The following is a 21893-nucleotide window of genomic DNA, read 5'->3' as shown; positions in this document are numbered from 1 at the left end:
GGAAATTCGGATTGCCCGACGCACCGGAGAGCGCCAAATCAAGCAAAGTTCTCCATGGTCATGACCTTAGAAGGATGCAGCGATCAGTTCCGTTCGTTAGACCGCATAGTGCGTACTGCACTGGGGTGCGTGTTGAGGCAGGGCAGAGCCGGTTGGCTTGGCACGCTCAGCGCGTGATTGCGGCGGGTTGATCGTTGGGGGGAGGGCGTTGACTGTTGAAGGGATTATGGTGTTCCCGAAGGTCATCTTGGCGCTTGGGGGGCATCTTCCCAACGCACGTAGATCAGATTGGTCAAACAGGTTCCCATTTTGGCTTTCTTCTGGACCCTTTTGCCGATCACGATGCCGGACCGCAACCAGACCAGTACGTGCAGATTGGCCTCAAATCCGGAATGGTCGGTGACGCAGTACTGCCAGGCTTCAACATTTCCTTGGGTCTGGCGGATAATCGGTTCACCCAGAACCCGGCTCAATTCATCCGCTTTCATGCCGGGCTGAACCTGCAACGAATTCCTGGCCAGTTCACTGCGTGATGCGCAGCCGAGAATAAGGAGGGAAAGAATCAATAATGCCATACGGATCATGGTGATGCCCTTGAGGGATGTGCGTTTATCCCGTTGAGCCGTCAGTCCCGCCAGCGGCTTGGAGGGCCAGTTTCAGGTACTCGGCAAGATGCTTGGCGGAGATATCTCCGGCGGTGCGCAGCTTGATGTGGCGGCGACCCTTGCCGGAGCCTTCCAGGAGTCCGTGCGGGTCGGTGATTGACGCTCCCTGGCTGAACTCCACAGAGACGTGCTGCTTGTAGGCGAACACGCCGCCGAATGGGGTGCCTGCCGAGGAGAGGAGAATGCCACCGTACTTGACCTCTTCCTGGACGGCATTCAAGGTTTGCCGGGTCAAGGTGCGAACGGCCTGCACCAATGCGTGATTTTCCTCCGACAGAAGACGGATGTCTTCAAGTAGAACTTCTACGGATTTGGCAGCCATATCAACCTCGAAGGGGATGCGCTTGGCCCTGATAACTTTCATCTTGGAGCATCAAAGGCAACCCGTCAACTTCAGGGGGTATTTCGCTCTGATCCTGATTTCTCCTTGGGGGCGGAGCCCAGCAGTGGCTGCACATGGCGAAAGGATTCGTCATAGCCGCTTTGCCAAGGAAATCGGCCTTCCTTATCCGGCCACACCATTTGCAGGGCCGGGTAGGGCGCGGGGAGGGAACGGTAGAACCAGTTTGCGTAACCCAGGTACTCGCGGTAATGGGCAAAATCGACTGCTATAAAGGTGACGGGATAACCACGGATGATCTCGTCATAGATGTTGCCTGGCTGGAATGTGGCTCCTTCCTGAATGAGCGCGGCAACGTCATTAATCAGGTCTTTGGCTGTGTTCGAGTTAAGGCCGATGAGCAAAATTTCAGGGTGGCGGTAGCGGTAGTAGAGGCCGACAGAGAAGGCATATTCCGGTTCGTTGTCTTCTGCAAAGATGCCGAGGATGTGAAGTCCATATTGTTCAACATCCGCCAGTAGCTTTTCATCATGCGGGTCTTCGGGGGCTGGCGGAGTAAAGTGGTAAGGCATGGTGATTCCTGTCAAGGGCGCAGATTAAGCCCTTTGTTCCCTGTTGATCATTTCAGCGTCACGGCCCGAAGGCGGCGCGCCACTATTTCCGGATGATGCCTTGCTTCACGGCCAGCTACAAGCTTGTAACCTCTGCCAGCGAAGCTCACCAACTTTCTATGGTGTGAATTTTTTGGGTATTTCGCCTCGATGCCTATTTCACACTACCAATGCCTGGGAGGTTGTGATAACCCTAAGCCACCTTTATGTGGCTCGGTTATATACTCACCATTAGCTTTAGGCAATTTCTGTAGGCATTCTTTGGAGCAAACATGAACCAATAGAGGTAAAACATCTGTTGCCACTTTAAGTGAAAGCCAAACTTGATTGAGATCACGATCAGATGCTTTACTCCTGCAAAGACTACATCTTGCTCTATCGCGATATAAGTCTACAGGGTTCCCTTTAAGCAAAGGGAATGGTGACCGAAACTTATAATTCCCATATAAAGCACGCGTGCTAACGGTGCTTGCTTTCAGATTTTTACAATAAGTAAGTTCGAAAGGAAATCAGTGTAATCTGTATGATGTGTATGGCGTAAACTCAGTTAGAGACTCCATATCTCCAATTTCGGGTGGTAGCCAAGTGAGATTGCTACCATAAAGCAGCAAGTGCTTCACATGTTTAAGTTTAGAGATTTCAGGGGGTAGAGTCGAAATTTTATGCCACGAATTTGACCCAAGATCTTTAGCAGGATCAAAGACTTCACGCTGGTCATTTGCCGCTTCGTCAATCAAGAGTAATAAGTCACTCCACTCGGCAATTGAGCGATCTTGAGTGTCTGGGTGAACCTTTAGTTCTGTGCGCCACTTTTTATTTGTGTAGCATGGCTCAAAACAGTTGCATATTTCACTTGGCATATGATCTCTCTAAATTTCGTCTTGCATAACGTTGGAAATCAGCCGCCCGGGTACGGGGTCGGCTGCATTGACTTGACTTGTTAGGCGGCAATTAGCTTTTCAGGCATTTCACCGCCCGACGCAATTACTACCTGATGGTGGTTTATACACAGGAGCCACTCATATTTCTTTGAGGCCAAATAAAGCTCAAAGGACTGCAGGTTATCTAAGAGTGTGCATATGGGGCCGACAGTACCTTCATACAGCCAGAAATTACCGTTCTTCTTCGTGCGACAGAAATCCTCGGCAATGAACCACACTTGCTCATTAGGTGGAACCAAAGCACGAAGCATTTCAATCGCGTCATATGGTTGTGCGCTAGCAATTGGCTCTTTGAAGTTCTCCCAGAGCCAAAGCTTGCTTTCCGCACCTTTGCCTAGGGTTGTGAACCTGGAAATGACCTCTTTCAGTATTGGCTCGTACTTGTGCAGGCTGACTAGGGAAATTTTCTCTTCTAGCTTCAGGCTGGTTATTTCCCTGTCTATGACTTCGCGACTATCCATGAATGACGCCTTTTGTATTGAACACCAATAACTGGTGCATAACTCTGGCGTTTGGCGTCAAAGTACTGTTTTACAACATCTTTAATGTAGAGCAAAAGGGCAAAAGTGACAACAAACGCCCTTTACGCGCCCCAGCCAAAACTGTAACAACGCATTGCCATTTCCAATCACTCCCGACCTTCCGCCTCCGCCAACAACCTCTCACACTCCTCCAGCATCGCCTGCGCATGCGGCGACTGATGCCGCGGGTCCAGCGCCTCCATCATCTCATAAGCCGTATATAACCCCGCCTCCCGCGACAACGAACCGGCCAAATGCCGCGCAAACTCATCACTCAGCTGCGCCAGCAAACGGCCATCCTCCGGCGGCAATCGTATCTTCGCCCGTGACAACCACGACGCCGCCAGACTGGCCCCCTGACGGTCATTCATCCACACCCCATGCTCATAAAACGCGGACAAGCGCTCCGCCACCAGCGCAAACAGCACCGCCTTGCGGGTAGCAAAATCCAGCACCGGCTGGGGTTTTTCAGGTGAAGACATCAGATTACCGGTTTCCATGGAGTCAGCTCTTTTTGGCCAGCGCGTTAATGTATCGGTCATCAAACTATGACCACTCAAACTTGTAGCCAACACTATAAACCGCATGGATCAGTTCGCGCTCGGGCAACACTGCAGCTATTTTACGGCGGATTTTCTTGATATGGCTGTCAATGGTGCGGTCGGCAACGATGCGGTTGTCGCCATACATCGAGTCCATCAACTGTTCACGGTTGAAGATGCGTCCGGGCCGCGCCGCCAGCGTTTTCAGCAGGTGGAATTCCACAGCCGTCAGCTCCAGGTCGTGACCCAGCAGACGGGCCGCATAGCGTTCCTCATCCAGCTGCAGTTTCTCCTGCGTGGCGTCGGCCGGTGGATGGGCGCGGCGCAGCACGGTCTTGACGCGGGCCACCACTTCCCGGGGGCTGAAGGGTTTGCAGATGTAATCATCGGCGCCCAGCTCCAGTCCCAGCAGGCGGTCTATCTCTTCCACCCGCGCCGTCACCATGATGATCGGCAGGGACGAGTGCTGCCGGACCTCCTTGCAGATGTCCAGCCCCGAACGGCCGGGCAGCATCAGGTCCAGCAGCATCAGGTCGGGGCGGCGGGCCTGCATGGCGGCTTCAACGTCGTTGCCATGGTGCACCAGCGTGGTGGAGTAGCCGTGGCTGTGCAGGTAATCCCGCAGCAATTCGGCAATCTTGATTTCATCGTCCACAATCAGGATATGTTCAGGCATGGCTGGCTTCCGGGGTGTGCAGGGGGAACACCAGTTCCCAGCAAAGTCCGCCCAGCGCACTGGCGCGCGGGCGCATGGCGGCATCATGGGCGTCGGCAATGGCCTTGGCAATGGACAGCCCCAGACCCGAGCCGCCGGTGGCGCGATTGCGTGAGGACTCCACCCGGAACAGGCGCTCGGTTAAATGCGGCAGGTCCTGCTCGGAGACACCGGGGCTGGAGTCTTCCCACTCCAGATGCACCCGGTTATAGACCCTGCTGAGGCTGATTCGTAACGTGCCAGGCGCATCGGTATAGCGCAGGGTGTTTTGCATCAGGTTGGCCAGCAATTGCGCCAGCCGGGCGGAGTCGCCCCACACGGTCAGGCCCGGGCTCAGCTGCAGATCCACCGATATTCCGCCTGCGTCCAGCCGCCGCTGGTGCTGGTCCACCACCTCTGTAATCAGTTCCCCCAGATCAACAGTCTCCTGGTGATAGCTCAGCGCGCCCTGATCCGACTGCGACAGGGTGTGCAGGTCTTCCACCAGCCGCGACAGCCGCTGTACTTCCTGCGCCAACGACAGCAGGTTCTGTGGCGTCGGCTGGCGGATGCCGTCCTGCAACGCCTCGATCTCGCCGCGCAACACCGCCAGCGGCGTGCGCAGTTCATGGGCAATGTCGGCAATCCAGCGCTTGCGTGAGGCCTGGTTGGCTTGCAGCGCCTCCGCCAGCCGGTTGAAGTCCGAGGCCAGCAGCGACAGTTCGTCGCGTCCGGGGATGTCCAGCCGGGTATCCAGCTGGCCGGCGGTGAGGGCGTGGGTGCCGCGGGTCAGTTCTTTCAAGGGTCGGCTCAGCCACCAGGCAATGCCGAACGCCATCAGGAAGGACCCCAGGCCCATGCCCACGGCGACGCGGATGAAGATCAGTTTTTGTTGTTGCGCAAAGACCTGCTCGCCGCTGCGCACCAGTTCCCGTTGCGGCAGGTAGGCCAGATAGCCGGCCACTTGTCCGTTGACGTTGATGGGGGCCATCACGGCATCGGCGGGCAGGCGTTGCGGGCCAACCACAATGCTCAGGTCACGGTCCAGCAGCACCAGATGTTCTGTTGCAGGCCGTTGTGGCCGCAGATTTTCGGGAGGGCCGTCATGGCTGCCGGGGATGCCTGGCGGCCGCCCTCCGGGGAAAAAGGGATGGCCCGGTCCGGGGGCATCGTCCAGTCCGTTGCGGTGACGGCGTTGCGGCGGTGCATCACCCGGCCCGGTGTTGTATTGGTCGATCAGGTCGTGAAACCGTTTCGGGTCGTGACGGTAATATTCCCAGACGCCGTTTTCGCGGTATTCACCGGCCAGCGCCCCCATCAACGGCACTTGCCGGGCCAGTTCCTGCTGCCCCAGATAATTGGCGAAGTGCTTTTCAAAACTGACCGTGTTGAAGACAAAGGTGCCCGTCACCAGGCAGGCATTGATGCCGGCAATGGCCAGAAACAGCTTGTAGCGGATGCGGAACAATCGCACGGGCATGTCCTCGGTCGTGTTTCACGGGATTCCGGGGGCAGTATGACGGTCAATCTCGCAAGAAATATGGAGATGAAGCGCCTATTTCAGCCACACCAGGCACCCTTGCACCAGCAGCGTGTTGGCGAAGTCGATAAAGAACGCCCCCACCAGCGGCACGGCCAGAAAAGCTTGCGGGGCCGGACCATAGCGGCGGGTCAGGGCGTCCATGTTGGCCATGGCGTTGGCGGTGGTGCCCATCATGAAACCGCAGAAGCCGCTGCCCATTACCGCGCTTTCATAATTGCGCCCGGTTAGCGGATAGACCAAGGCAATGCACATCACCGCCACCAGCAGCGCCTGCGCCAGCAAAATCACCAGCAAGGGCAGGGCGGCGGCGGCCAGCTTCCACAGTTCCAGTGACATCAGCGACAGCACCAGGAAGTAGCTCAGCGCCATGCCGCCCAAGGCTTCCACCGCCGGTTCCGACAGCCTCAGCCAGCGTTGGCGGTCGTCAATGTTGCGGATGATGGCGGCGGCGATCATGGCCCCGATGTAGGCGGGCAAGGTCAGGCCCTGCGCCTGTATCCAGGCGCTGATGCCGCCGCCCAGCCACATCGCCAGCAGGATCACGCCCAAGGCTTTCAGCAGGTCTTCGGCGGTTAGGGCGCGATAGTCGATGGCCTGCTGCATGGTGATTTTCAGCACCCCGGCGGCGGCCTCCGCCAGACCGGGCGTGCGGGCGTGAAAGCGCTGGATCAGCCAGGTGCCCACCGGTGCACCGACCAGTCCGCCGCAGAGAATGCCGAGCATGGCCGCCGCCACGGCAATGGCTTCCGCACCTTGCACGCCGGCCACTTCAAACTGCGGGGCAAAGGCCAGCCCGGTGGCGGGGCCGCCGGTGAGGGTCACGGAGCCGGCCAGTACGCCAAACAAGGGTTTTTCGCCCAGCAACACCGCGACTCCGGCACCCGTCAGGTTTTGCAAAACGGCTCCCAGCACCGCAATCAGGAAAAACACCAGCACCAGCCGACCACCGCGTTGCAGCAGGCCCAGGCTGGCTCCCAGGCCGATGGTGGTGAAGAAGGCAATCATCAGCGGCGTCTTGGCGGACATGTCGAAGGCCGGGGTTGTTAGGCCGGTCTGCCGCCCGGCCAGCATCAGCAGCGCCACCACCAGACCGCCCAGCACCGGTGCGGGCAGGTTGTAGCGATGGAAGAGGGGGACGCGGCGTTGCAGCGCTTCGCCCAGCCACAGCACCAGCGTGGCCACCGCCAGGGTGGTGATGAAATCAAGTTGCAGCATGTCGGTTTTCCGGATGGGGTGCGTGGGAGTGTGGCATGCGGGCAATCACTTGCGCTGCGCCCGCAAACAAAAACTCCCGCGCGGGGCGGGAGTTTTTGCCGGGTCAGGGGGGCTCAGGGCGCGGCCATCCCCTTGCCGCTGCGGGCAATGGCGTCCAGGTTGGCCTGAGCGTTCTTGTCGCCTTTTTCTGCCGACAGTTTCAGCAAGCGAATGCCTTCCGCCGTATTCTGCTCCACGCCGCGTCCGGCCAGGTACATCTGGCCCAGGTTCAGCATGGCGTTGGCTTTGCCCTGGTCGGCAGCCAGCTTGAACCAGCGGGCGGCTTCAGTATGGTTTTTGGCGGTGCCGTATCCGTTGGCGTACATCATGCCCAGGTTGAACTGGCCGCTGGCATCGCCCATCTCCGCCGACTTGCGGAACCAGTTCAAGGCTTCCGGCATGTCTTTCGGCACGGTAATGCCCTTGAAGTAGTGCCAGCCCATGATGTTCTGGGCCTGCGCCAACGGGTTGCCCAGCGGTTTGGCGGGTGCGGCCGGAGCAGCAGCCACGGCCTCTGCCGGTTTCACGGCATCGGCGGGTTTGGCGGCTTCGGCTGCCGGTGCTTCGGGGGCGGTTTCAGCGACGGTTTCCGTGGTTGTTTCGGTCTCTTCAGCTTCGGCGGCCTTGCCCGGCTTGGCGGCGGTTTGCGGCTTGGCCGGTTTTACGGCGGCCGTGCGCGGCTTGGCCTGTGCCTTCAGTGAATCCAGAATGGTGGTGTCGGTCGGCATGCTGGTCGGAGCTTCCGGTTCAACGGCGGGCACCGCCTCCGGCAGGCCCAGGTCTTCCACCATCGGCGCTTCAACCACTTCCGGGGCGGGTTGCGGCGGCGCGCTTACCACGTTCACAGCAGGGCTTTTGTCCGGCCTGCTCAGGTAGAAAAAGAGCAGCAACAGCAGCAGCACCACGACAATGACGACGCGGTTGTCCAGTTCCAGATGCTTTGGCGCGGCAACCGTTCCATCGGCGTCCGGCAACAGGGCGGCGTCTTCGGCCGGGTCTGCATGGGCGGTGCGCGCCGCCAGCGGCAGGGCGGCAACTTCAGGCTGCGCCAAAGGGGCGCTTGCTGCCGCGACTGCCGTTTCCCGTGGCTTATCCAGGGAAATCACCGCAGCGGTCGGGACTGGTTCCGCCAGCACCGGCGCGTCTTCTTCAATCGGCAGAACTTCCGTGACAACGGGGCGTATTTCTTCGACCACCGGCAGGGCAGCCGGTTCGGCGGGGACTTCTTCGGTTTCCGCAGGCGTCGGCGTCACTTCGGCCGGGTGTTCCGCAGCCGTTTCAGGCACTTCTTCCGGCAGGGTGATCAGGGTTTCAGTCATCACGGCGACCGGTGCGACAGCGGCCAGCACCGGCAACACGGGAATGGCATCCTCCGGCGGTTCATATGCCTGGACTTTCTCCACCTGAGCCACTGCGGCAATGACCGCCTTGGCGCCGTCATTGTCCATCGCTGCCGGTGTTTCGTCCCCGTCGTCATCAATCACGGTTATCGGTTTGGGCGTGACAAAGCGGTCATACCAGACCTTGATCGCGGCAAAACCGAAACCGGCCGCCAGTGTCAGCAGGATGGACGGCAACACATCCAGCCCCATGCTGTCGCCATGGGCGTACAGAAAAGCGGAGCCCTGCACCGCCGCCAGCGCCGCCACCACCACCAGCGGACTGACATGGATATACTCATCGTCACGCAGTTGACGCGGGGGGGCGGCATCAAAGCCTGCAAATCCGGGCTCCCCCGGAAGCGCCACTTCGCCTTCAATATGACGGATCAGGCTGCCCTCCGGCGCCAGCAGTCGCATGGCCAGCAACAGGCCGCCGGTGACAGCCGCCATCAAAAGCAGGGTGGAGAAAACGTCGAGGTTGAGGCTGTCGCCCTTGTGATAAATGAAACCCACGGCCTGGGCCAGCATCAGGCCAGCGACCACCAACCAGGTGTTGATCTCGAAATAAGAGGAGAGTCCGGCGGTGGGTTTACGGGCGGCAGGGGAGGCGCTGAGCGGTTCGCTGGCGGTCATCAGCAGGGATTCTCCAGTAGGGTCCTTGTTTTCCGGGGACGGCTGGTGGGGTTCGGCATGAGGATACGGTTCTTCCGCCGTTTCATCTTCATCTTCCAGCCCTTGGGTCGGGTCCAGCAGTAACATGTCGTGTTCGTGGTTATCGGCGTGCGGGTCCAGCGACAACATGTTGTCGATACGCTTGAGATAGATGTCATGCGGCAGTGTGGAGCCGTATTTTTCACTGACCCAGTCTGGGATGCCTTCGTCGAAACCCAGCAATTCCTGAATCAGGTTGTAGATGGTCATTTCCATCTGCGACTGCATGTTGCCGGGGTAGATCAGCCCGCGCTGGAAAATTTCTTCCAGCAGGTGGCCCAGCGCATACAGGTCAACGCTGTAGTCCAGCGACTGCACGGCGTCGGCGCGCTGGGAGGCCATGTCGTTTTCCAGCGCCTGCCGGAACAGGCTGGAGTGACTGGAAGGCGGAGCCAGCGGTTTGATGGCCAGCGGCCGGTACAGCCGCAAGGTGGTGCTGATGGCGAACATGAAGTCAATCAGGCTGATATTCGCATGATCGGGACGAATGCCGTCGTCAAACCGGAACGGGAACGGTTGGTAAGGCAGGCAGATATTGGACGGATCGAGATTGGCGTGGATGACGCCTTCGCGGTGAATGGACTTCAGGGCGGTAATCAGTCCGCGCGCCAGCCGCAGAAACGCGCCGATATGGGCGAAGGGGTGTTCCAGGGTTTGGCGGCTGGCCAGATGCTGCGGCTTCATTTTCAGCCAGCTTTCCAGCGGAATCCCGGCATCCCGGGTATTGACCGTGTGGTGTGTGTTCTCACTGTTGTCGCCATCCTTACGCAGGTGCACGACTTGCGGCAGTTTCTTCAGTAACAACAACAGGTTCTTTTCGCGGGCCACCCAGTATTCGTTCTGGAGCTGGCCGGGCTCAACGCTCTTCACCCAGGTGCAGGAGCCGTCGGGACTGTCGCCGGGCCATTTTTCCACATGGACAAAGTGCCGGTCAACCGGTGCGGTTTTGCCCAGGATCACGTGATTATTGGCGAACAGGTCAGCGACTGTCTTCATCGGGATGCATCCTTGAAAGCGTTTGTTGTACTAATAATTGGGACAGACAACGGCGATATTTTAACCGCAACCGGGAAGATGTTTGCCCTGATTGTCGGACTTCTTATACTTTATTTCGCAGGAAGAACAGGTCTGTCGGCGTCAAGTTTAACAAAATAAACCGTGCAGGGAATCCCGTCCTGTCTGTTAATGGTCCGGGATTGCAAATGTCGCCGCTGTGGCGCGCCCCGATTCGGGGCGCTAAGGAAGGAGGGAGGCGTTGCGGGACAGCTCAGAACATGGCGGGAAACATCATCATCGGCTCTGCGGCGGCATCATTGGCGGCCGGGTGCGACGGGAAATCCGCCCCGGCATCCAGCGCCAGCAGCAGGTCAATGACGTGACGGGGCCGCACGGGTTTATCCAGTTGCTGCTGCGCCCCGTCGCAAGAGGCACCCCGAGCGGAACAGGCGACGACATGCTTGCCGTGGATGCGGCCCCGGGCCACATCACGCACGGCCAGCAGGTTGTCGCAATCCACCAGCACCAGATCGGCCAGTTCCGCTTCGGCATAGGACCAGACGGAATGCGGCAGGTTGCCGAACGACAGCAATACGGACTTGATGACGGTGCGGTCGTGTTCGTTGAATCCATGGCAATGCAGGGTGGCGGCGGTTTTCATTTTCGTTCTCCGGATGCCTCAGATACAGCCCCCGGAAATCCGGCCAGGCTGTGGAAGTGACTCCAGTATGGCCCCGCCACCGGCACGGACAAGCCGTGTTTCGAGACCGGCTTCACGCTATCCGCAACTATTTTCCGGATTTGTGACCGGAGAGTCATTTCGGTCTGAAAGCATTGCCGGGCAAGGATTTGAACCCGGTCACAAAATATCGCGGAGAGCGTGGCGGGGTGGTTTTCAGGTCAGGACCTGAAAAGGGGAAAGGTCGTCTTCCGGCGGCTTAGAACTCACGATGAGCGGGCGGCTCAACACCGGGATGGCGGCCTCCTGGGCATTGTCCAGCGAGTTCAGCAGCGTCACCAGGTCGCGCGGACGCAGCGGTTTGGGCAGAAAGTGGCGTGCGCCGGGGCAACGCACATTTCGGTTGGAGCACGCTACCAGGAACAAGCCTTCCAGCCGGCCTTCGGTGGCATCCCACACCGCTTGCGGATTATCGCAGTCCACCAGCACCACGTCGGCGGCGTCATGGTCCACATAGGTCCAGACCGAACCTGGCATTTGTCCAAAAGTTTGCAACAGGGACTTGATGATGGTGCGGTGGTGGTCGCTGAATCCGTAGCAGTGCAGTGTGGCGCTGGTTTTCATGATCTGATCCTTCCGTGGGTGGAGCAGCCGGAACGGGAGTTCTGCCTGTTCCTGGATAAATGTCATGAAAAATTATGGCTGCTATCCGCCGGAGCGCAAGGGCCGAGCCCTGAAAAACATAGGGATACGTAACAAATCCGCATCGGACTTCAGTTCCGGGTGTGAACCCCGTCGGCCGCACAGGAAAGCGTCTCCACCCGTTGCTGGTCGTTCCAGCTTTCCAGATGCACATCAAACTTCCACAGCCGGTGCAGATGCTTCACCACCTCGGCGGAGCTGCCGGCCAGCGGCCGGTTCTGGTGACGTTGATGACGCAGTGTCAGCGATCGGTCGCCGCGCAGGTTGACGTCCCAGACCTGGATGTTCGGTTCGTTCATGCTCAGGTTGTACTGGTTGGACAGCGCCTGACGAATCTTGCGGAAACCGGGATCATCATGGATGGCGCCGATCTCCAGCGAGTCCTTGTGTTCGTTATCCACCACATTGAACAGGTGGAAATCGCGCATCACCTTCGGGCTCAGGAACTGCAGTACAAAGCTTTCGTCCTTGAAATTCTGCATCGCAAACTTGACTGTCTTCAGCCAGTCGCCGCCCGCAAAATCGGGAAACCATTGCCGGTCTTCCTCGGTGGGGTGTTCGCAGATGCGCTTGATGTCCTGGAACATGGCGAAACCCAGCGCATACGGGTTGATGCCCCGGTAGTAGGGCGCATCAAAGGGCGGCTGGAACACCACGGCGGTATGCGATTGCAGGAATTCCAGCATGAAGCCGTCGGTCACCAGTCCCTTGTCGTACAGGCGGTTCAGCAGCGTGTAGTGCCAGAAGGTGGCCCAGCCTTCGTTCATCACCTGTGTTTGTCGCTGGGGGTAGAAGTACTGCGCCACCTTGCGCACGATGCGCACAATCTCGCGTTGCCACGGTTCCAGCAGCGGCGCGTTCTTCTCGAAAAAATAGAGCAGGTTTTCCTGCGGCTCGGGCGGAAACCGTCCTTGTTCATGGGCGTGCTGCTTGTGTTTCTGCGGAATGGTGCGCCACAGGTCGTTGACCTGCGCCTGCAGCGCTTCCTCGCGTTCTTCCTGCCGCAAGCGTTCGGCCTCGGCGGAGATCGGGTAGGGCCGTTTGTAGCGGTCCACGCCGTAGTTCATCAGCGCATGGCAGGAGTCCAGCAGCAATTCCACTTCCTGCACGCCATGCCGCTCCTCACACTTGCGGATGTAGTTCCGCGCAAACACCAGGTAATCAATGATGCTGCCCGCATCGGTCCAGGTGCGGAACAGGTAGTTGCCCTTGAAGAAGGAATTGTGGCCATAGCAGGCGTGCGCAATTACCAGCGCCTGCATGGTCATGGTGTTTTCTTCCATCAGGTAGGCAATGCAGGGGTCGGAGTTGATGACGATCTCGTAGGCCAGCCCCATCTGCCCGCGCTGGTAGGCATTCTCGGTATTGACGAAATGCTTGCCGAAAGACCAGTGGTGATAGCCGATCGGCATGCCCACCGAGGAATAGGCATCCATCATCTGCTCGGCAGTGATCACCTCGATCTGGTTGGGGTAGGTGTCCAGCCCGAATTCGTCGTGCGCGATGGCCTTGATCGCCGCGTCGTACTCGCCAATCAGCCCGAAGGACCATTCGGAACCGCTGGAAATCGGTTTTGTCATGCGGGTTGCCTCGCAAACAGTTCGCGGAATACCGGATAGATGTCGGTCGGCTCAATAATCTGTTGCATGGCGAAGGTGTCGGGGAAGGCGGCCTCCACCTCGGTGTACGACTCCCACAACGCCTGATGCTGGCGCGGCGTAATCTCGATATAGGCGAAGTATTGCAGCGCCGGCATGATGTGCTGGGTCAGGATATCCTGGCACAGTGGTGAGTCATCGCTCCAGTTGTCGCCGTCGGAGGCCTGGGCCGCATAGATGTTCCATTGTTCCGGCGAATAGCGTTCGGCAATGATCTCGTCCATCAGTTTCAGCGCGCTGGAGACTATGGTGCCGCCGGTTTCCCGCGAGTAGAAAAACTCCTGCTCATCCACGGCCTTGGCGCTGGTGTGGTGGCGGATGAACACCAGTTCAATCTTGCGGTAGTTGCGTTTCAGGAACAGGTACAGCAGCAGGAAGAAACGTTTCGCCATGTCCTTGGTGGCCTGGCTCATGGAACCGGACACGTCCATGATGCAGAACATCACTGCCTGCGCCGTCGGTTTCGGCACCTTGATGTGGTGGTTGTAACGCAGGTCGAAGGTATCGATGAAAGGCAGCTTCTCCAGCCGGATCTTCAGTTTCACAATCTCCGCCTTGAGCTCGCGAATCCGCTCGTTGCGCTCGGGGGAGGCTTCACGTTCCAGCAGCGCCGCCAGTTCGGCCTCATGTTCGGCAATCAGCCGCCGCTTGCCCGCGCCCAGCGCAATGCGCCGCGAGGTGGCCGCCCGCAGGCTGCGCACAATGTTGATCTTCGCCGGATTGCCCTCCGACACAATCCCGGCGCTTTGCCATTCCCAGGTTTCCACCCCGGCCAGCCGCCGCTTCACCAGATTCGGCAGCGCCAGGTCTTCAAACAGGAAATTGAGGAACTCCTCCTGCGACAGGGTAAAGGTGAAGTCGTCCTCGCCATCGCCGGAGTTCCCGGCCTTGCCGCCACCCTGGCCGCCCGCGCCGCCCTGCGGACGCGGCACCTTGTCGCCGGTAATGAACTCCTTGTTGCCGGGATGCACCATGTCCCGCGAGCCGCCCGGCCCGTGGTGGAACACCGGCTCGGAAATGTCGCGCGTGGGCAGCGTCACCGACTCGCCGCGATCCATGTCGGTAATGCTGCGCTTGCCGGCGGCGTCCGACACCGATTCCCGGATCTGCGCCTTGTAACGGTCCAGAAAGCGCTGGCGGTTGACCATGCTCTTGTGCCGGCCGTTCAGGCGGCGGTCGATGATGTAGCTCATTGAACCTCCGTTACTGCGCTTTGCGGAACCGCAAATACCACTCACACAACAACCGCACTTGTTTCTCGGTATAACCGCGGTCGGTCATGCGGCGTACAAAGTCCTGGTGCTTCTGCTGGTCCGACTTCGAGGCCTTCGGATTGAAGGAAATCACTGGCAGCAGGTCTTCGGTGTTGGAGAACATCTTCTTCTCGATCACCGTGCGCAGTTTTTCGTAAGACATCCATGTCGGGTTCTTGCCGTTGTTGTTGGCGCGGGCGCGCAGCACGAAGTTGACCACTTCGTTGCGGAAGTCCTTGGGGTTGGAAATCCCGGCCGGTTTCTCGATCTTCTCCAGTTCCTCGTTCAGCGCTTGGCGGTTGAAGATTTCGCCGGTATCGGGGTCGCGGAATTCCTGGTCCTGGATCCAGAAATCGGCGTACTGCACATAGCGGTCGAAGATGTTCTGGCCATATTCGGAATACGACTCCAGATACGCTGTCTGGATTTCCTTGCCGATAAACTCGACATAGCGCGGCGCCATGTACTCCTTCAGGAAGCGCAGGTAACGGGCGGCGGTGTCCTTGGCGAACTGTTCCTGCTCAATCTGCATTTCCAGAACGTGCAGCAAATGCACCGGATTGGCGGCGATCTCGCTGATATCGTAATTGAACACCTTGGACAGGATCTTGAAGGCGAAGCGGGTCGACAGGCCGTTCATGCCTTCGTCAACCCCGGCCGTATCGCGATACTCCTGATAGGACTTGGCGCGCGGGTCGGTATCCTTCAGGTTCTCGCCGTCGTAGATGCGCATTTTCGAGAACAGGCTGGAGTTTTCCGGCTCCTTCAGCCGCGACAACACGGTGAACTGCGCCAGCATTTTCAGCGTGTCCGGGGCGCAGGGGTTGGCGCTGAGCGAGGAGTTGTCCAGCAGCTTCTGGTAGATCAGGATTTCCTCGGTGACCCGCAGGCAATACGGCACCTTGACGATGAAAATCCGGTCAATGAAGGCCTCGTTGTTCTTGTTGTTGCGGAAATTCAGCCATTCCGACTCGTTGGAGTGCGCCAGCACCACGCCGTCAAACGGGATGGGGCCAATGGCCTCGGTGCCGTTGTAGTTGCCTTCCTGCGTGGCGGTCAGCAGCGGGTGCAGCACCTTGATCGGCGCCTTGAACATTTCCACGAATTCCATCAGGCCGCGATTGGCCTTGCACAGCCCGCCGGAGAAGGAATAGGCGTCGGCATCGCTCTGCGGGAAGTCTTCCAGCTTGCGGATGTCCACCTTGCCCACCAGCGCGGAAATATCCTGGTTGTTCTCATCCCCCGGCTCGGTCTTGGACACGGCCAGTTGGTGCAGGATGGCGGGGTACAGCTTCACCACGCGGAATTGGCTGATGTCGCCGCCGAATTCCTTCAGCCGTTTCACCGCCCACGGCGACATGATGCCGCGCAGGTAGCGTTTGGGAATGCCGTAGTCCTGTTCCAGGATGTCGCCGTCTTCTTCGATATTGAACAGGCCCAGGGGCGATTCGTTCACCGGCGAATCCTTGATGGCGTAGAAGGGCGTCTTCTCAATCAGCGCCTTCAGCCGCTCCGCCAGCGAGCTTTTGCCGCCGCCCACCGGTCCCAGCAGGTACAGGATCTGCTTCTTTTCTTCCAGACCCTGCGCGGCGTGGCGGAAGTAGGCCACGATCTGCTCTATGGCGTCTTCCATGCCATAGAACTCGTTGAAGGCGGGGTAACGGCGGATGATCTTGTTGGAAAAGATGCGCGAAAGGCGCGGGTCGCGGCTGGTGTCATCCAGCTCCGGTTCGCCGATGGCCAGCAGCATGCGCTCGGGGGCGGTGGCGTAGGCGGCGGGGTCCCGTTTGCACAGGTTCAGGTATTCTTCCAGCGTCAGTTCTTCCGGCCGGCTTTGGTCGTAGCGGGATTGGTAGTGACGAAACAGGCTCATGGCATGACCTCGTGTTGTCGTTCTGCACCCGAAAAGGGCTTCCTGATTCTCAGCTTAGACGCGTTTTTTAAAGTCGGCTTGGCGGTGTTCGTTGCTTTTTGCAAACGGGGATAACCGGGCCGGCTTTGGCGACAGCGGTGGGGCGGGCTGTCAGGGAAGGGACATGCAGGGGGCGTGCCAGAGTTAAATTTTTAAGGGCTTGAGTCGGAGGATTTTTATGCAAATACAAAACAGTGCAGACAGATTGATTTTCGTTAGTTATTAATGGATCAGTCTGGTGTAATCAAGCCATTTGATTGTTTGGTGCGACTAATTTAAAAATTAATGGTTTTATGGCATGCTGAAGTTGGGCTGGATGGTGAAAAGCAATAAGACTCCATGGTCTATGGTTCGAAATCCTGATTATTCCCCGTAAAGTTTCCGGTTCGGGGGTATTAATAGTTCAGAATCAATCTTTGTTGGAGATGCAAAAGGATAGCTCTCTAGATATTTTTTCTAGAGTTTCACGTAGCTCGTTATCTAAGCTGTCTGATTTAATGTACGTTGGAAATACTAGGTGGGCATCGCGAAATTCCGAAGTTCGACTAATTGTGTCGATGTGATGTGAAAGAAAATCTGGATTAGTGGTTTTTCGTTCTAGCTGTTTTTTGAAACTTTCACGAAAGCGAATACGGAGTTGATCCTCCTCTTCAGCATTACTGGGAGAATAGGATTTGTCAAAAATTTTGTCTGCAAGTTTAGGAAGCGAAAGGCCAAGCCTAGCAGCAATCAACCTGAGCTCCTTTTGAAGTTCTACAGTGCGTTTCTGATCTTTTGTCCCCATTTGTCCCATTCTCTCGTTGTAGTCTGATCTCTGGCGCCATGAGGTGCCTTAACTTTAGGAGAACGACATGATTCAGTACAATACACCTCGCCCGGACAATGGACCGAGCACGACTGGGAATCCATCTGGCGGTGGACGCGGCAACAATCCTCCCCGCAGTCGATAAATCAATCAGCGCTGGAAGTGCCGTAAGTCCTTTCAGTGCTGCCTCATTTGTGAGCATTAACCCATAATAATGGGCAAAACCTATTCATGATGAACCGTTCATTTGATCGTTTCAAGGCATGATGCTTGCTGTTCACGAAATGCTTGAGCAAATTTGGGTGGGCTTTGTATGTATTCATGAAAAGTCAATGCTTTTGTTGCTCTGTCGATGATGCAAAGGCAGACTGTTTGCTTATGCCTGTACTCGGAAATGGTAAGTGTTTTCCTCGCTCCTTCTACACAAGTTTTGACTAATTCATATTCGATAGGCATAGGGAAACGTCGATATGAAAGACTGGGATGGCTGGCTGAAGCAACGATTTGATCCGTGTCTTCAATGTGTTTTACGGTATACAACGTACCTGTGATGGCAATGATTGCTGTAACAATATATCCGGTGACTGATCCGTTATTTTGAGCAAGAGGGCCATAAGTTTTATCGGAGAGTAAAGCGTGGCATTTGCCACAGGATACATGGGTGTCAGTACATATTTGGTTTGTAGTCTGGCAGTCTGGACAAATAAATTTCATTGGCTCACCCCAACCCACAATCCTCACACCCTTCCTTCGTACTGAAAAAAGCCCCATCATCCAGCCGGTAAGCCAGCAACGTCCCCCCCCAAACGCACCCCCCGTCCAGCGCAATAATCGGATGCTGCGGCCCGCTGCCTTCCAGCGCCGCCCAATGCCCAAACAGCACGCGCACCCCTTTAAGCGACGGATTCGGCAACGAGAACCAAGGGTGGAATCCCTCCGGCAAATCACTGCCCAAATCCTCCTTGAAACTGAACTCCAGTTCCCCCGCCAGACTCACCAGACGCATCCGGGTCAGGTAATTGGTAATCACCCGCCAGCGCCGGGTGCTGGTCAGGTGTTCGTGCCACAAGTTGGGGCTGTTGCCGTACATGCCGCCCAGAAACTGCTTCACCAGATCGTCATGCCGCAACACCGCCGACACTTCCGCCGCCAGCACCCGCGTTTGCGCCAGGCTCCAGCAGGGGGGAATCCCGGCATGGGTCAGCACCGCCTGATGCTCCGGAATGTCCAGGAACAGCGGCTGGCGGCGCAGCCAGTCAATCAGTTCCTTACCATCCTTGGCCTCGATAATGGGGGCGGTGCCGTCCTTCTTCTTGATGGGGCTGAAGCCGTACCAGCCCGCCAGCAAATGCAGGTCGTGGTTGCCCAGCACCACGCGCACATTGTCGCCCATGGCCTTCACCTGACGCAGCACGGTCAGTGAGTCCGGTCCGCGCGCCACCAGATCGCCGGCCAGCCACAAGCGGTCGGCGTCGGCGTTGAAGCGGATTTCCTTCAACAGAGCGTTGAAGGAATCCGCGCAGCCCTGGATATCGCCAATGGCGTAATCGGCCATCAGTGCACCATGCGTGGAACGGCCAGGCGGAACACCGGAATCGGCGCTTCGAAGCGTTCGCCGTGCTCGTCAATCATGCCGTAGGAACCCTGCATGCTGCCCACCGGAGTCTTCAGGATGGCGCCGCTGCTGTATTCGTAGGTTTCGCCGGGGGCAATCGAGGGTTGTTGCCCCACCACGCCGTCGCCGCGAACTTCCTCCACCTTGGCTTCGCCGTCGGTAATCACCCAGTGACGAGTCAACAGCCGCGCCGGTTCCTCACCTTCATTGGTAATGGCGATGTGGTAGGCAAAGACATAACGTTCGGTGCCGGGGTCAGACTGCTCCGGGACGAATTCGGATTTCACATTAACCCGGATCCGGGCTTCATTATTGGACATGACGGTTCAACTGATTGGTGAGACGGACAAACTGTTCCACGCTCAGCACTTCACCGCGCAGGCCGGGATCAATGCCGACGGCGGCAAAGTCTTCATCGGCGGCCAACGATTTCAGGGCATTGCGCAAGGTCTTGCGACGCTGGTTGAAGGCGGCGGCCACGACTTGGCCGAGCAAGGGTTCATTGTCACAAGTATAGGGCGAGACGGTGTGCGGTGTCAGCTTTACCACCGCGGACTGCACTTTGGGCGGCGGGTTGAACGCGCCCGGCGGCACGGCCAACAGCCAGTCCACGCGGCAACGGTACTGCACCATCACCCCCAACCGGCCGTAATCGGCGGTGCCGGGTTCGGCGGCCAGGCGGTCCACCACTTCCTTTTGCAGCATGAAGCACATGTCCTCCACCCGCCCGGCAAAGGTCAGCAGGTGGAAAATCAGCGGGGTGGAAATGTTGTAGGGCAGGTTGCCGATGATGCGCAATTTTTCCCCGTCCTTGACCAGCGTGCTGAAATCAAAGTCCAGCGCGTCGGCCTGATGGATATGCAGTGTGCCCTGACCGGCGAAGGTATGGGGCAGGCGCGCGGCCAGATCCCGGTCCAGCTCCACCACGTGCATTTCGCTGAGGAAGGACAGCAGGTGACGGGTCAGCGCGCCCAGGCCGGGGCCGATCTCGACCACATGCTGGCCGGGCACCGGGGCGAAGCACTGGACAATGCGACGGATGATGTTTTCGTCGTGCAGGAAATTCTGGCCAAAACGCTTGCGGGCGGTGTGGCCTTGCAGGTCAAGAGACATGTCGGGACTGATCTGGTGGGCTGGGGCTGAATTCTAGGGCAAAACCGGACGTTTGTCCCCCGGCGTCGGGTTTTCTGTTGTTATTGCGTCTTGGCGCATCCGGACGGCTGTGGCAGTCTTGGCGTCAGAAGCGGGCGAAATCCATTGGCCTGCACAGGAATTCTCCCCGTGGCGAATGAAGAAGAAATAACCTCTGTCCGGTCCGGCCCTACGGCTGCCGAGGCGGGGGGCCAGAATACCATGCATGGCGCAGCGCTGGAGCCGGGCATCCGGGTGGGCAACTTTACCATTGAAGCCGTTTTGGGCATTGGCGGTTTCGGCATTGTTTACCGGGCCGTGCAGGATGTCACCGGCCGCCATGTCGCCATCAAGGAGTTTTTCCCGTCCGCCATGCTGGACCGCGTCAACTCCCATGCGGTGCGTTTGAGATCCGAAAAGGACGAAGACTTGTTCTCCCTGGGCATGCGCTGTTTCGTCAAGGAAGCCATGCTGCTGTCAGAACTGAATCATCCCGGACTGGTGCAGGTGCTGCATTTCTGGGAGGAAAACGGCACGGCTTATATGGTGATGCCGTTTTATGAGGGCGAACCGCTGTCACGCCTGTTGCCGGATCTGACGGCGGCCGACTCCCCGAAGCTGATCCATGCACTGCTTGACGGTTTGTTGCCCGCGCTTTCCTACCTGCACGAGCGTCAGATCTATCATCGTGACATTTCGCCGGACAATGTGTTCATCCTCAAGAACGGCCAGCCGATGCTGCTGGATTTCGGGGCGGCGCGACGCATTGTCGACAAATCCGAAAGCGTGACGGTCATTCTCAAGGCCGGTTATGCGCCAATCGAGCAATATGACGAAAGCGGCCGTCAGGGGGCATGGACTGATATTTATGCGCTTTCGGCGTTGCTGTACAAGTTGATCACCGGCCATGCGCCGCCGGCCTCGGCGGTCCGCATCTGTCATGACGCGGTCGAACCGCTGTGGCAGACACATGCCGGACAATACCCCCGCAATATCCTGCATGCCATTGATGTCGGCCTGGCGGTGCGCACCGAGGACCGGCCGCCTTCCATTGCGGCCTGGAAAAAGTATCTGGAAATGCCCGAGGATGCGGTCAGGCCGGACGGGCCGGATGCCAAACCGGATGCGGTGCTCTTGCTCCGTCCGCGAAGCTCGGCCTCCCGTCGCCGCCTGCCCTGGTTGTTGACACTGTTGACGGTGGCGGGTGCGGCGGCCGGCTGGTTCTACTATCAGCCCGCCAGCCAGTCCCGTTTGGTGGAGATGCAGTCGCGGCAGTTGCTGGCGGAACTGGACAAGGTTCTCCCGACGCTGGCCAAGTCACAGCAAGAGGCGGACAGCAGCATTGACTATTATCGGGAAAAGATCCGGTTGAGCCGGGATCCGCAGGCGAGCGCCGGTCTTCGCCAGTCCTTGCTGAAGGCAGAGGAAACGCGCGCCGTCGCCACTGAAGCCATGGCGCTCTATACCGACAAGTTCAAAAAGGAGTTGCCTGCCGCCAAAAAACGGCTGGGCCTGGCGGAATCTGCCCGGCTGCAGGGAAGTCCGGAGGAGGCGGAATTGCTGCTTCAGTCCGCTTCACAGCAACTGAGCCGCCTCAAGGACTGGAATGATGACCAAGTGAAGATATTTGCCGGTCGCCGTCTGGCCCTGGTGCAGAGCCTGAACGGGGTCTGGGCCGTGACCGACTGCACTCAGGACGTGGCAACCTGGATACTCAACGGCGATAGCCTGCATATCAGCGGCGGGGAAGGGGCCGCCAAGCGGACATCCACAGAAACCGTGGTGGCCGCCTATGACGGCAAGGTATTCACCCTCCCGGCGGCGGCTGATGCGGCGCTGCCGAATGGCGGGCTCACCGAATACCGGCTGGTCAAGGAGAAACTGGTGCGTATGCAGGGAGGCAAAAAGCAAGCCTTGCGAGCCTGTGAGTAGGGCTGC

Annotated in this window: 20 protein-coding genes; 1 reads left to right on the top strand and 19 read right to left on the bottom strand. The window is 58.3% G+C overall.

Annotation, left to right across the window (positions count from 1 at the left end):
- Window positions 1–242: 242 nt before the first annotated feature.
- From Q7T36_RS12925 to rsmA, 19 genes are all read right to left on the bottom strand, one after another.
- A complete protein-coding gene (locus Q7T36_RS12925) occupies window positions 243–584 on the bottom strand; it encodes an outer membrane protein assembly factor BamE (RefSeq protein WP_304849134.1) in 342 nt (113 codons plus the stop codon).
- Window positions 585–609: 25 nt separating this feature from the next.
- Complete coding sequence (locus Q7T36_RS12920; RefSeq protein WP_304849131.1) at window positions 610–1029, bottom strand: DUF1801 domain-containing protein; 420 nt, start codon at window positions 1027–1029, stop codon at window positions 610–612.
- A gap of 29 nt (window positions 1030–1058) precedes the next feature.
- Window positions 1059–1577: a DUF4262 domain-containing protein gene (locus Q7T36_RS12915; RefSeq protein ID WP_304849128.1), complete on the bottom strand. Its 519-nt coding sequence runs from the start codon at window positions 1575–1577 to the stop codon at window positions 1059–1061.
- A gap of 979 nt (window positions 1578–2556) precedes the next feature.
- Window positions 2557–3018, bottom strand: coding sequence for a DUF6756 family protein (locus tag Q7T36_RS12910; RefSeq protein WP_304849125.1), 462 nt, complete (start codon window positions 3016–3018; stop codon window positions 2557–2559).
- 167 nt (window positions 3019–3185) lie between these two features.
- Complete coding sequence (locus Q7T36_RS12905; RefSeq protein ID WP_304849122.1) at window positions 3186–3578, bottom strand: hypothetical protein; 393 nt, start codon at window positions 3576–3578, stop codon at window positions 3186–3188.
- A gap of 46 nt (window positions 3579–3624) precedes the next feature.
- A complete protein-coding gene (locus tag Q7T36_RS12900) occupies window positions 3625–4296 on the bottom strand; it encodes a response regulator (protein ID WP_304849119.1) in 672 nt (223 codons plus the stop codon).
- Entirely contained in the window at window positions 4289–5794 is a 1506-nt protein-coding gene (locus tag Q7T36_RS12895; protein ID WP_304849116.1) for an ATP-binding protein, read from the bottom strand. Before Q7T36_RS12895 ends, Q7T36_RS12900 begins: the two co-directional genes overlap by 8 nt.
- A gap of 75 nt (window positions 5795–5869) precedes the next feature.
- The gene (gltS, locus tag Q7T36_RS12890) at window positions 5870–7072 is read right to left on the bottom strand and encodes a sodium/glutamate symporter (protein ID WP_304849113.1); all 1203 of its coding nucleotides are present in this window, start codon (window positions 7070–7072) and stop codon (window positions 5870–5872) included.
- Between the two features lie 113 nt (window positions 7073–7185).
- Window positions 7186–10200, bottom strand: coding sequence for a Sel1-like repeat-containing protein kinase family protein (locus tag Q7T36_RS12885; RefSeq protein WP_304849110.1), 3015 nt, complete (start codon window positions 10198–10200; stop codon window positions 7186–7188).
- 271 nt (window positions 10201–10471) lie between these two features.
- On the bottom strand, window positions 10472–10861 hold the full coding sequence (locus Q7T36_RS12880) for a hypothetical protein (RefSeq protein ID WP_304849107.1): 390 nt from the start codon (window positions 10859–10861) through the stop codon (window positions 10472–10474).
- 234 nt (window positions 10862–11095) lie between these two features.
- Window positions 11096–11503 carry a hypothetical protein gene (locus Q7T36_RS12875; RefSeq protein ID WP_304849104.1) on the bottom strand — a complete coding sequence of 136 codons (408 nt, stop codon included), beginning with the start codon at window positions 11501–11503 and terminating at the stop codon, window positions 11096–11098.
- A 149-nt stretch (window positions 11504–11652) separates the two neighbouring features.
- Window positions 11653–13161 carry a SpoVR family protein gene (locus tag Q7T36_RS12870; protein WP_304849101.1) on the bottom strand — a complete coding sequence of 503 codons (1509 nt, stop codon included), beginning with the start codon at window positions 13159–13161 and terminating at the stop codon, window positions 11653–11655.
- Entirely contained in the window at window positions 13158–14432 is a 1275-nt protein-coding gene (locus Q7T36_RS12865; protein WP_304849096.1) for a YeaH/YhbH family protein, read from the bottom strand. Before Q7T36_RS12865 ends, Q7T36_RS12870 begins: the two co-directional genes overlap by 4 nt.
- A gap of 10 nt (window positions 14433–14442) precedes the next feature.
- Window positions 14443–16365 carry a PrkA family serine protein kinase gene (locus tag Q7T36_RS12860; protein WP_304849093.1) on the bottom strand — a complete coding sequence of 641 codons (1923 nt, stop codon included), beginning with the start codon at window positions 16363–16365 and terminating at the stop codon, window positions 14443–14445.
- Window positions 16366–16813: 448 nt separating this feature from the next.
- Complete coding sequence (locus tag Q7T36_RS12855; RefSeq protein ID WP_304849090.1) at window positions 16814–17188, bottom strand: hypothetical protein; 375 nt, start codon at window positions 17186–17188, stop codon at window positions 16814–16816.
- Window positions 17189–17452: 264 nt separating this feature from the next.
- Window positions 17453–17923 carry a hypothetical protein gene (locus Q7T36_RS12850; RefSeq protein ID WP_304849088.1) on the bottom strand — a complete coding sequence of 157 codons (471 nt, stop codon included), beginning with the start codon at window positions 17921–17923 and terminating at the stop codon, window positions 17453–17455.
- A gap of 4 nt (window positions 17924–17927) precedes the next feature.
- The gene (locus Q7T36_RS12845) at window positions 17928–18764 is read right to left on the bottom strand and encodes a symmetrical bis(5'-nucleosyl)-tetraphosphatase (protein ID WP_304849085.1); all 837 of its coding nucleotides are present in this window, start codon (window positions 18762–18764) and stop codon (window positions 17928–17930) included.
- Window positions 18764–19144 carry a Co2+/Mg2+ efflux protein ApaG gene (gene apaG / locus Q7T36_RS12840; protein WP_304849082.1) on the bottom strand — a complete coding sequence of 127 codons (381 nt, stop codon included), beginning with the start codon at window positions 19142–19144 and terminating at the stop codon, window positions 18764–18766. Before apaG ends, Q7T36_RS12845 begins: the two co-directional genes overlap by 1 nt.
- A complete protein-coding gene (gene rsmA, locus Q7T36_RS12835) occupies window positions 19134–19937 on the bottom strand; it encodes a 16S rRNA (adenine(1518)-N(6)/adenine(1519)-N(6))-dimethyltransferase RsmA (protein ID WP_304849079.1) in 804 nt (267 codons plus the stop codon). Before rsmA ends, apaG begins: the two co-directional genes overlap by 11 nt.
- A 168-nt stretch (window positions 19938–20105) precedes the next feature.
- On the opposite strand from rsmA, the gene Q7T36_RS12830 reads away from it, so the two are divergent.
- Entirely contained in the window at window positions 20106–21887 is a 1782-nt protein-coding gene (locus Q7T36_RS12830; protein ID WP_304849076.1) for a serine/threonine-protein kinase, read from the top strand.
- The last annotated feature ends 6 nt before the right edge of the window (window positions 21888–21893 follow it).

This window comes from Fluviicoccus sp. (genome assembly GCF_030646115.1).
Lineage (GTDB): Bacteria > Pseudomonadota > Gammaproteobacteria > Pseudomonadales > Moraxellaceae > Fluviicoccus.
The sequence above is the reverse complement of the archived record's forward strand: the minus strand, read 5'-3'. Positions and strand labels throughout refer to the sequence as shown.

Bases quoted from the DNA above. Each gene is read 5' to 3' on its own strand.
- Q7T36_RS12925 (WP_304849134.1), bottom strand. From the start codon at position 584: ATGATCCGTATGGCATTATTGATTCTTTCCCTCCTTATTCTCGGCTGC.
- Q7T36_RS12920 (WP_304849131.1), bottom strand. From the start codon at position 1,029: ATGAAAGTTATCAGGGCCAAGCGCATCCCCTTCGAGGTTGATATGGCT.
- Q7T36_RS12915 (WP_304849128.1), bottom strand. From the start codon at position 1,577: ATGCCTTACCACTTTACTCCGCCAGCCCCCGAAGACCCGCATGATGAA.
- Q7T36_RS12910 (WP_304849125.1), bottom strand. From the start codon at position 3,018: ATGGATAGTCGCGAAGTCATAGACAGGGAAATAACCAGCCTGAAGCTA.
- Q7T36_RS12905 (WP_304849122.1), bottom strand. From the start codon at position 3,578: ATGGAAACCGGTAATCTGATGTCTTCACCTGAAAAACCCCAGCCGGTG.
- Q7T36_RS12900 (WP_304849119.1), bottom strand. From the start codon at position 4,296: ATGCCTGAACATATCCTGATTGTGGACGATGAAATCAAGATTGCCGAA.
- Q7T36_RS12895 (WP_304849116.1), bottom strand. From the start codon at position 5,794: ATGCCCGTGCGATTGTTCCGCATCCGCTACAAGCTGTTTCTGGCCATT.
- gltS (WP_304849113.1), bottom strand. From the start codon at position 7,072: ATGCTGCAACTTGATTTCATCACCACCCTGGCGGTGGCCACGCTGGTG.
- Q7T36_RS12885 (WP_304849110.1), bottom strand. From the start codon at position 10,200: ATGAAGACAGTCGCTGACCTGTTCGCCAATAATCACGTGATCCTGGGC.
- Q7T36_RS12880 (WP_304849107.1), bottom strand. From the start codon at position 10,861: ATGAAAACCGCCGCCACCCTGCATTGCCATGGATTCAACGAACACGAC.
- Q7T36_RS12875 (WP_304849104.1), bottom strand. From the start codon at position 11,503: ATGAAAACCAGCGCCACACTGCACTGCTACGGATTCAGCGACCACCAC.
- Q7T36_RS12870 (WP_304849101.1), bottom strand. From the start codon at position 13,161: ATGACAAAACCGATTTCCAGCGGTTCCGAATGGTCCTTCGGGCTGATT.
- Q7T36_RS12865 (WP_304849096.1), bottom strand. From the start codon at position 14,432: ATGAGCTACATCATCGACCGCCGCCTGAACGGCCGGCACAAGAGCATG.
- Q7T36_RS12860 (WP_304849093.1), bottom strand. From the start codon at position 16,365: ATGAGCCTGTTTCGTCACTACCAATCCCGCTACGACCAAAGCCGGCCG.
- Q7T36_RS12855 (WP_304849090.1), bottom strand. From the start codon at position 17,188: ATGGGGACAAAAGATCAGAAACGCACTGTAGAACTTCAAAAGGAGCTC.
- Q7T36_RS12850 (WP_304849088.1), bottom strand. From the start codon at position 17,923: ATGAAATTTATTTGTCCAGACTGCCAGACTACAAACCAAATATGTACT.
- Q7T36_RS12845 (WP_304849085.1), bottom strand. From the start codon at position 18,764: ATGGCCGATTACGCCATTGGCGATATCCAGGGCTGCGCGGATTCCTTC.
- apaG (WP_304849082.1), bottom strand. From the start codon at position 19,144: ATGTCCAATAATGAAGCCCGGATCCGGGTTAATGTGAAATCCGAATTC.
- rsmA (WP_304849079.1), bottom strand. From the start codon at position 19,937: ATGTCTCTTGACCTGCAAGGCCACACCGCCCGCAAGCGTTTTGGCCAG.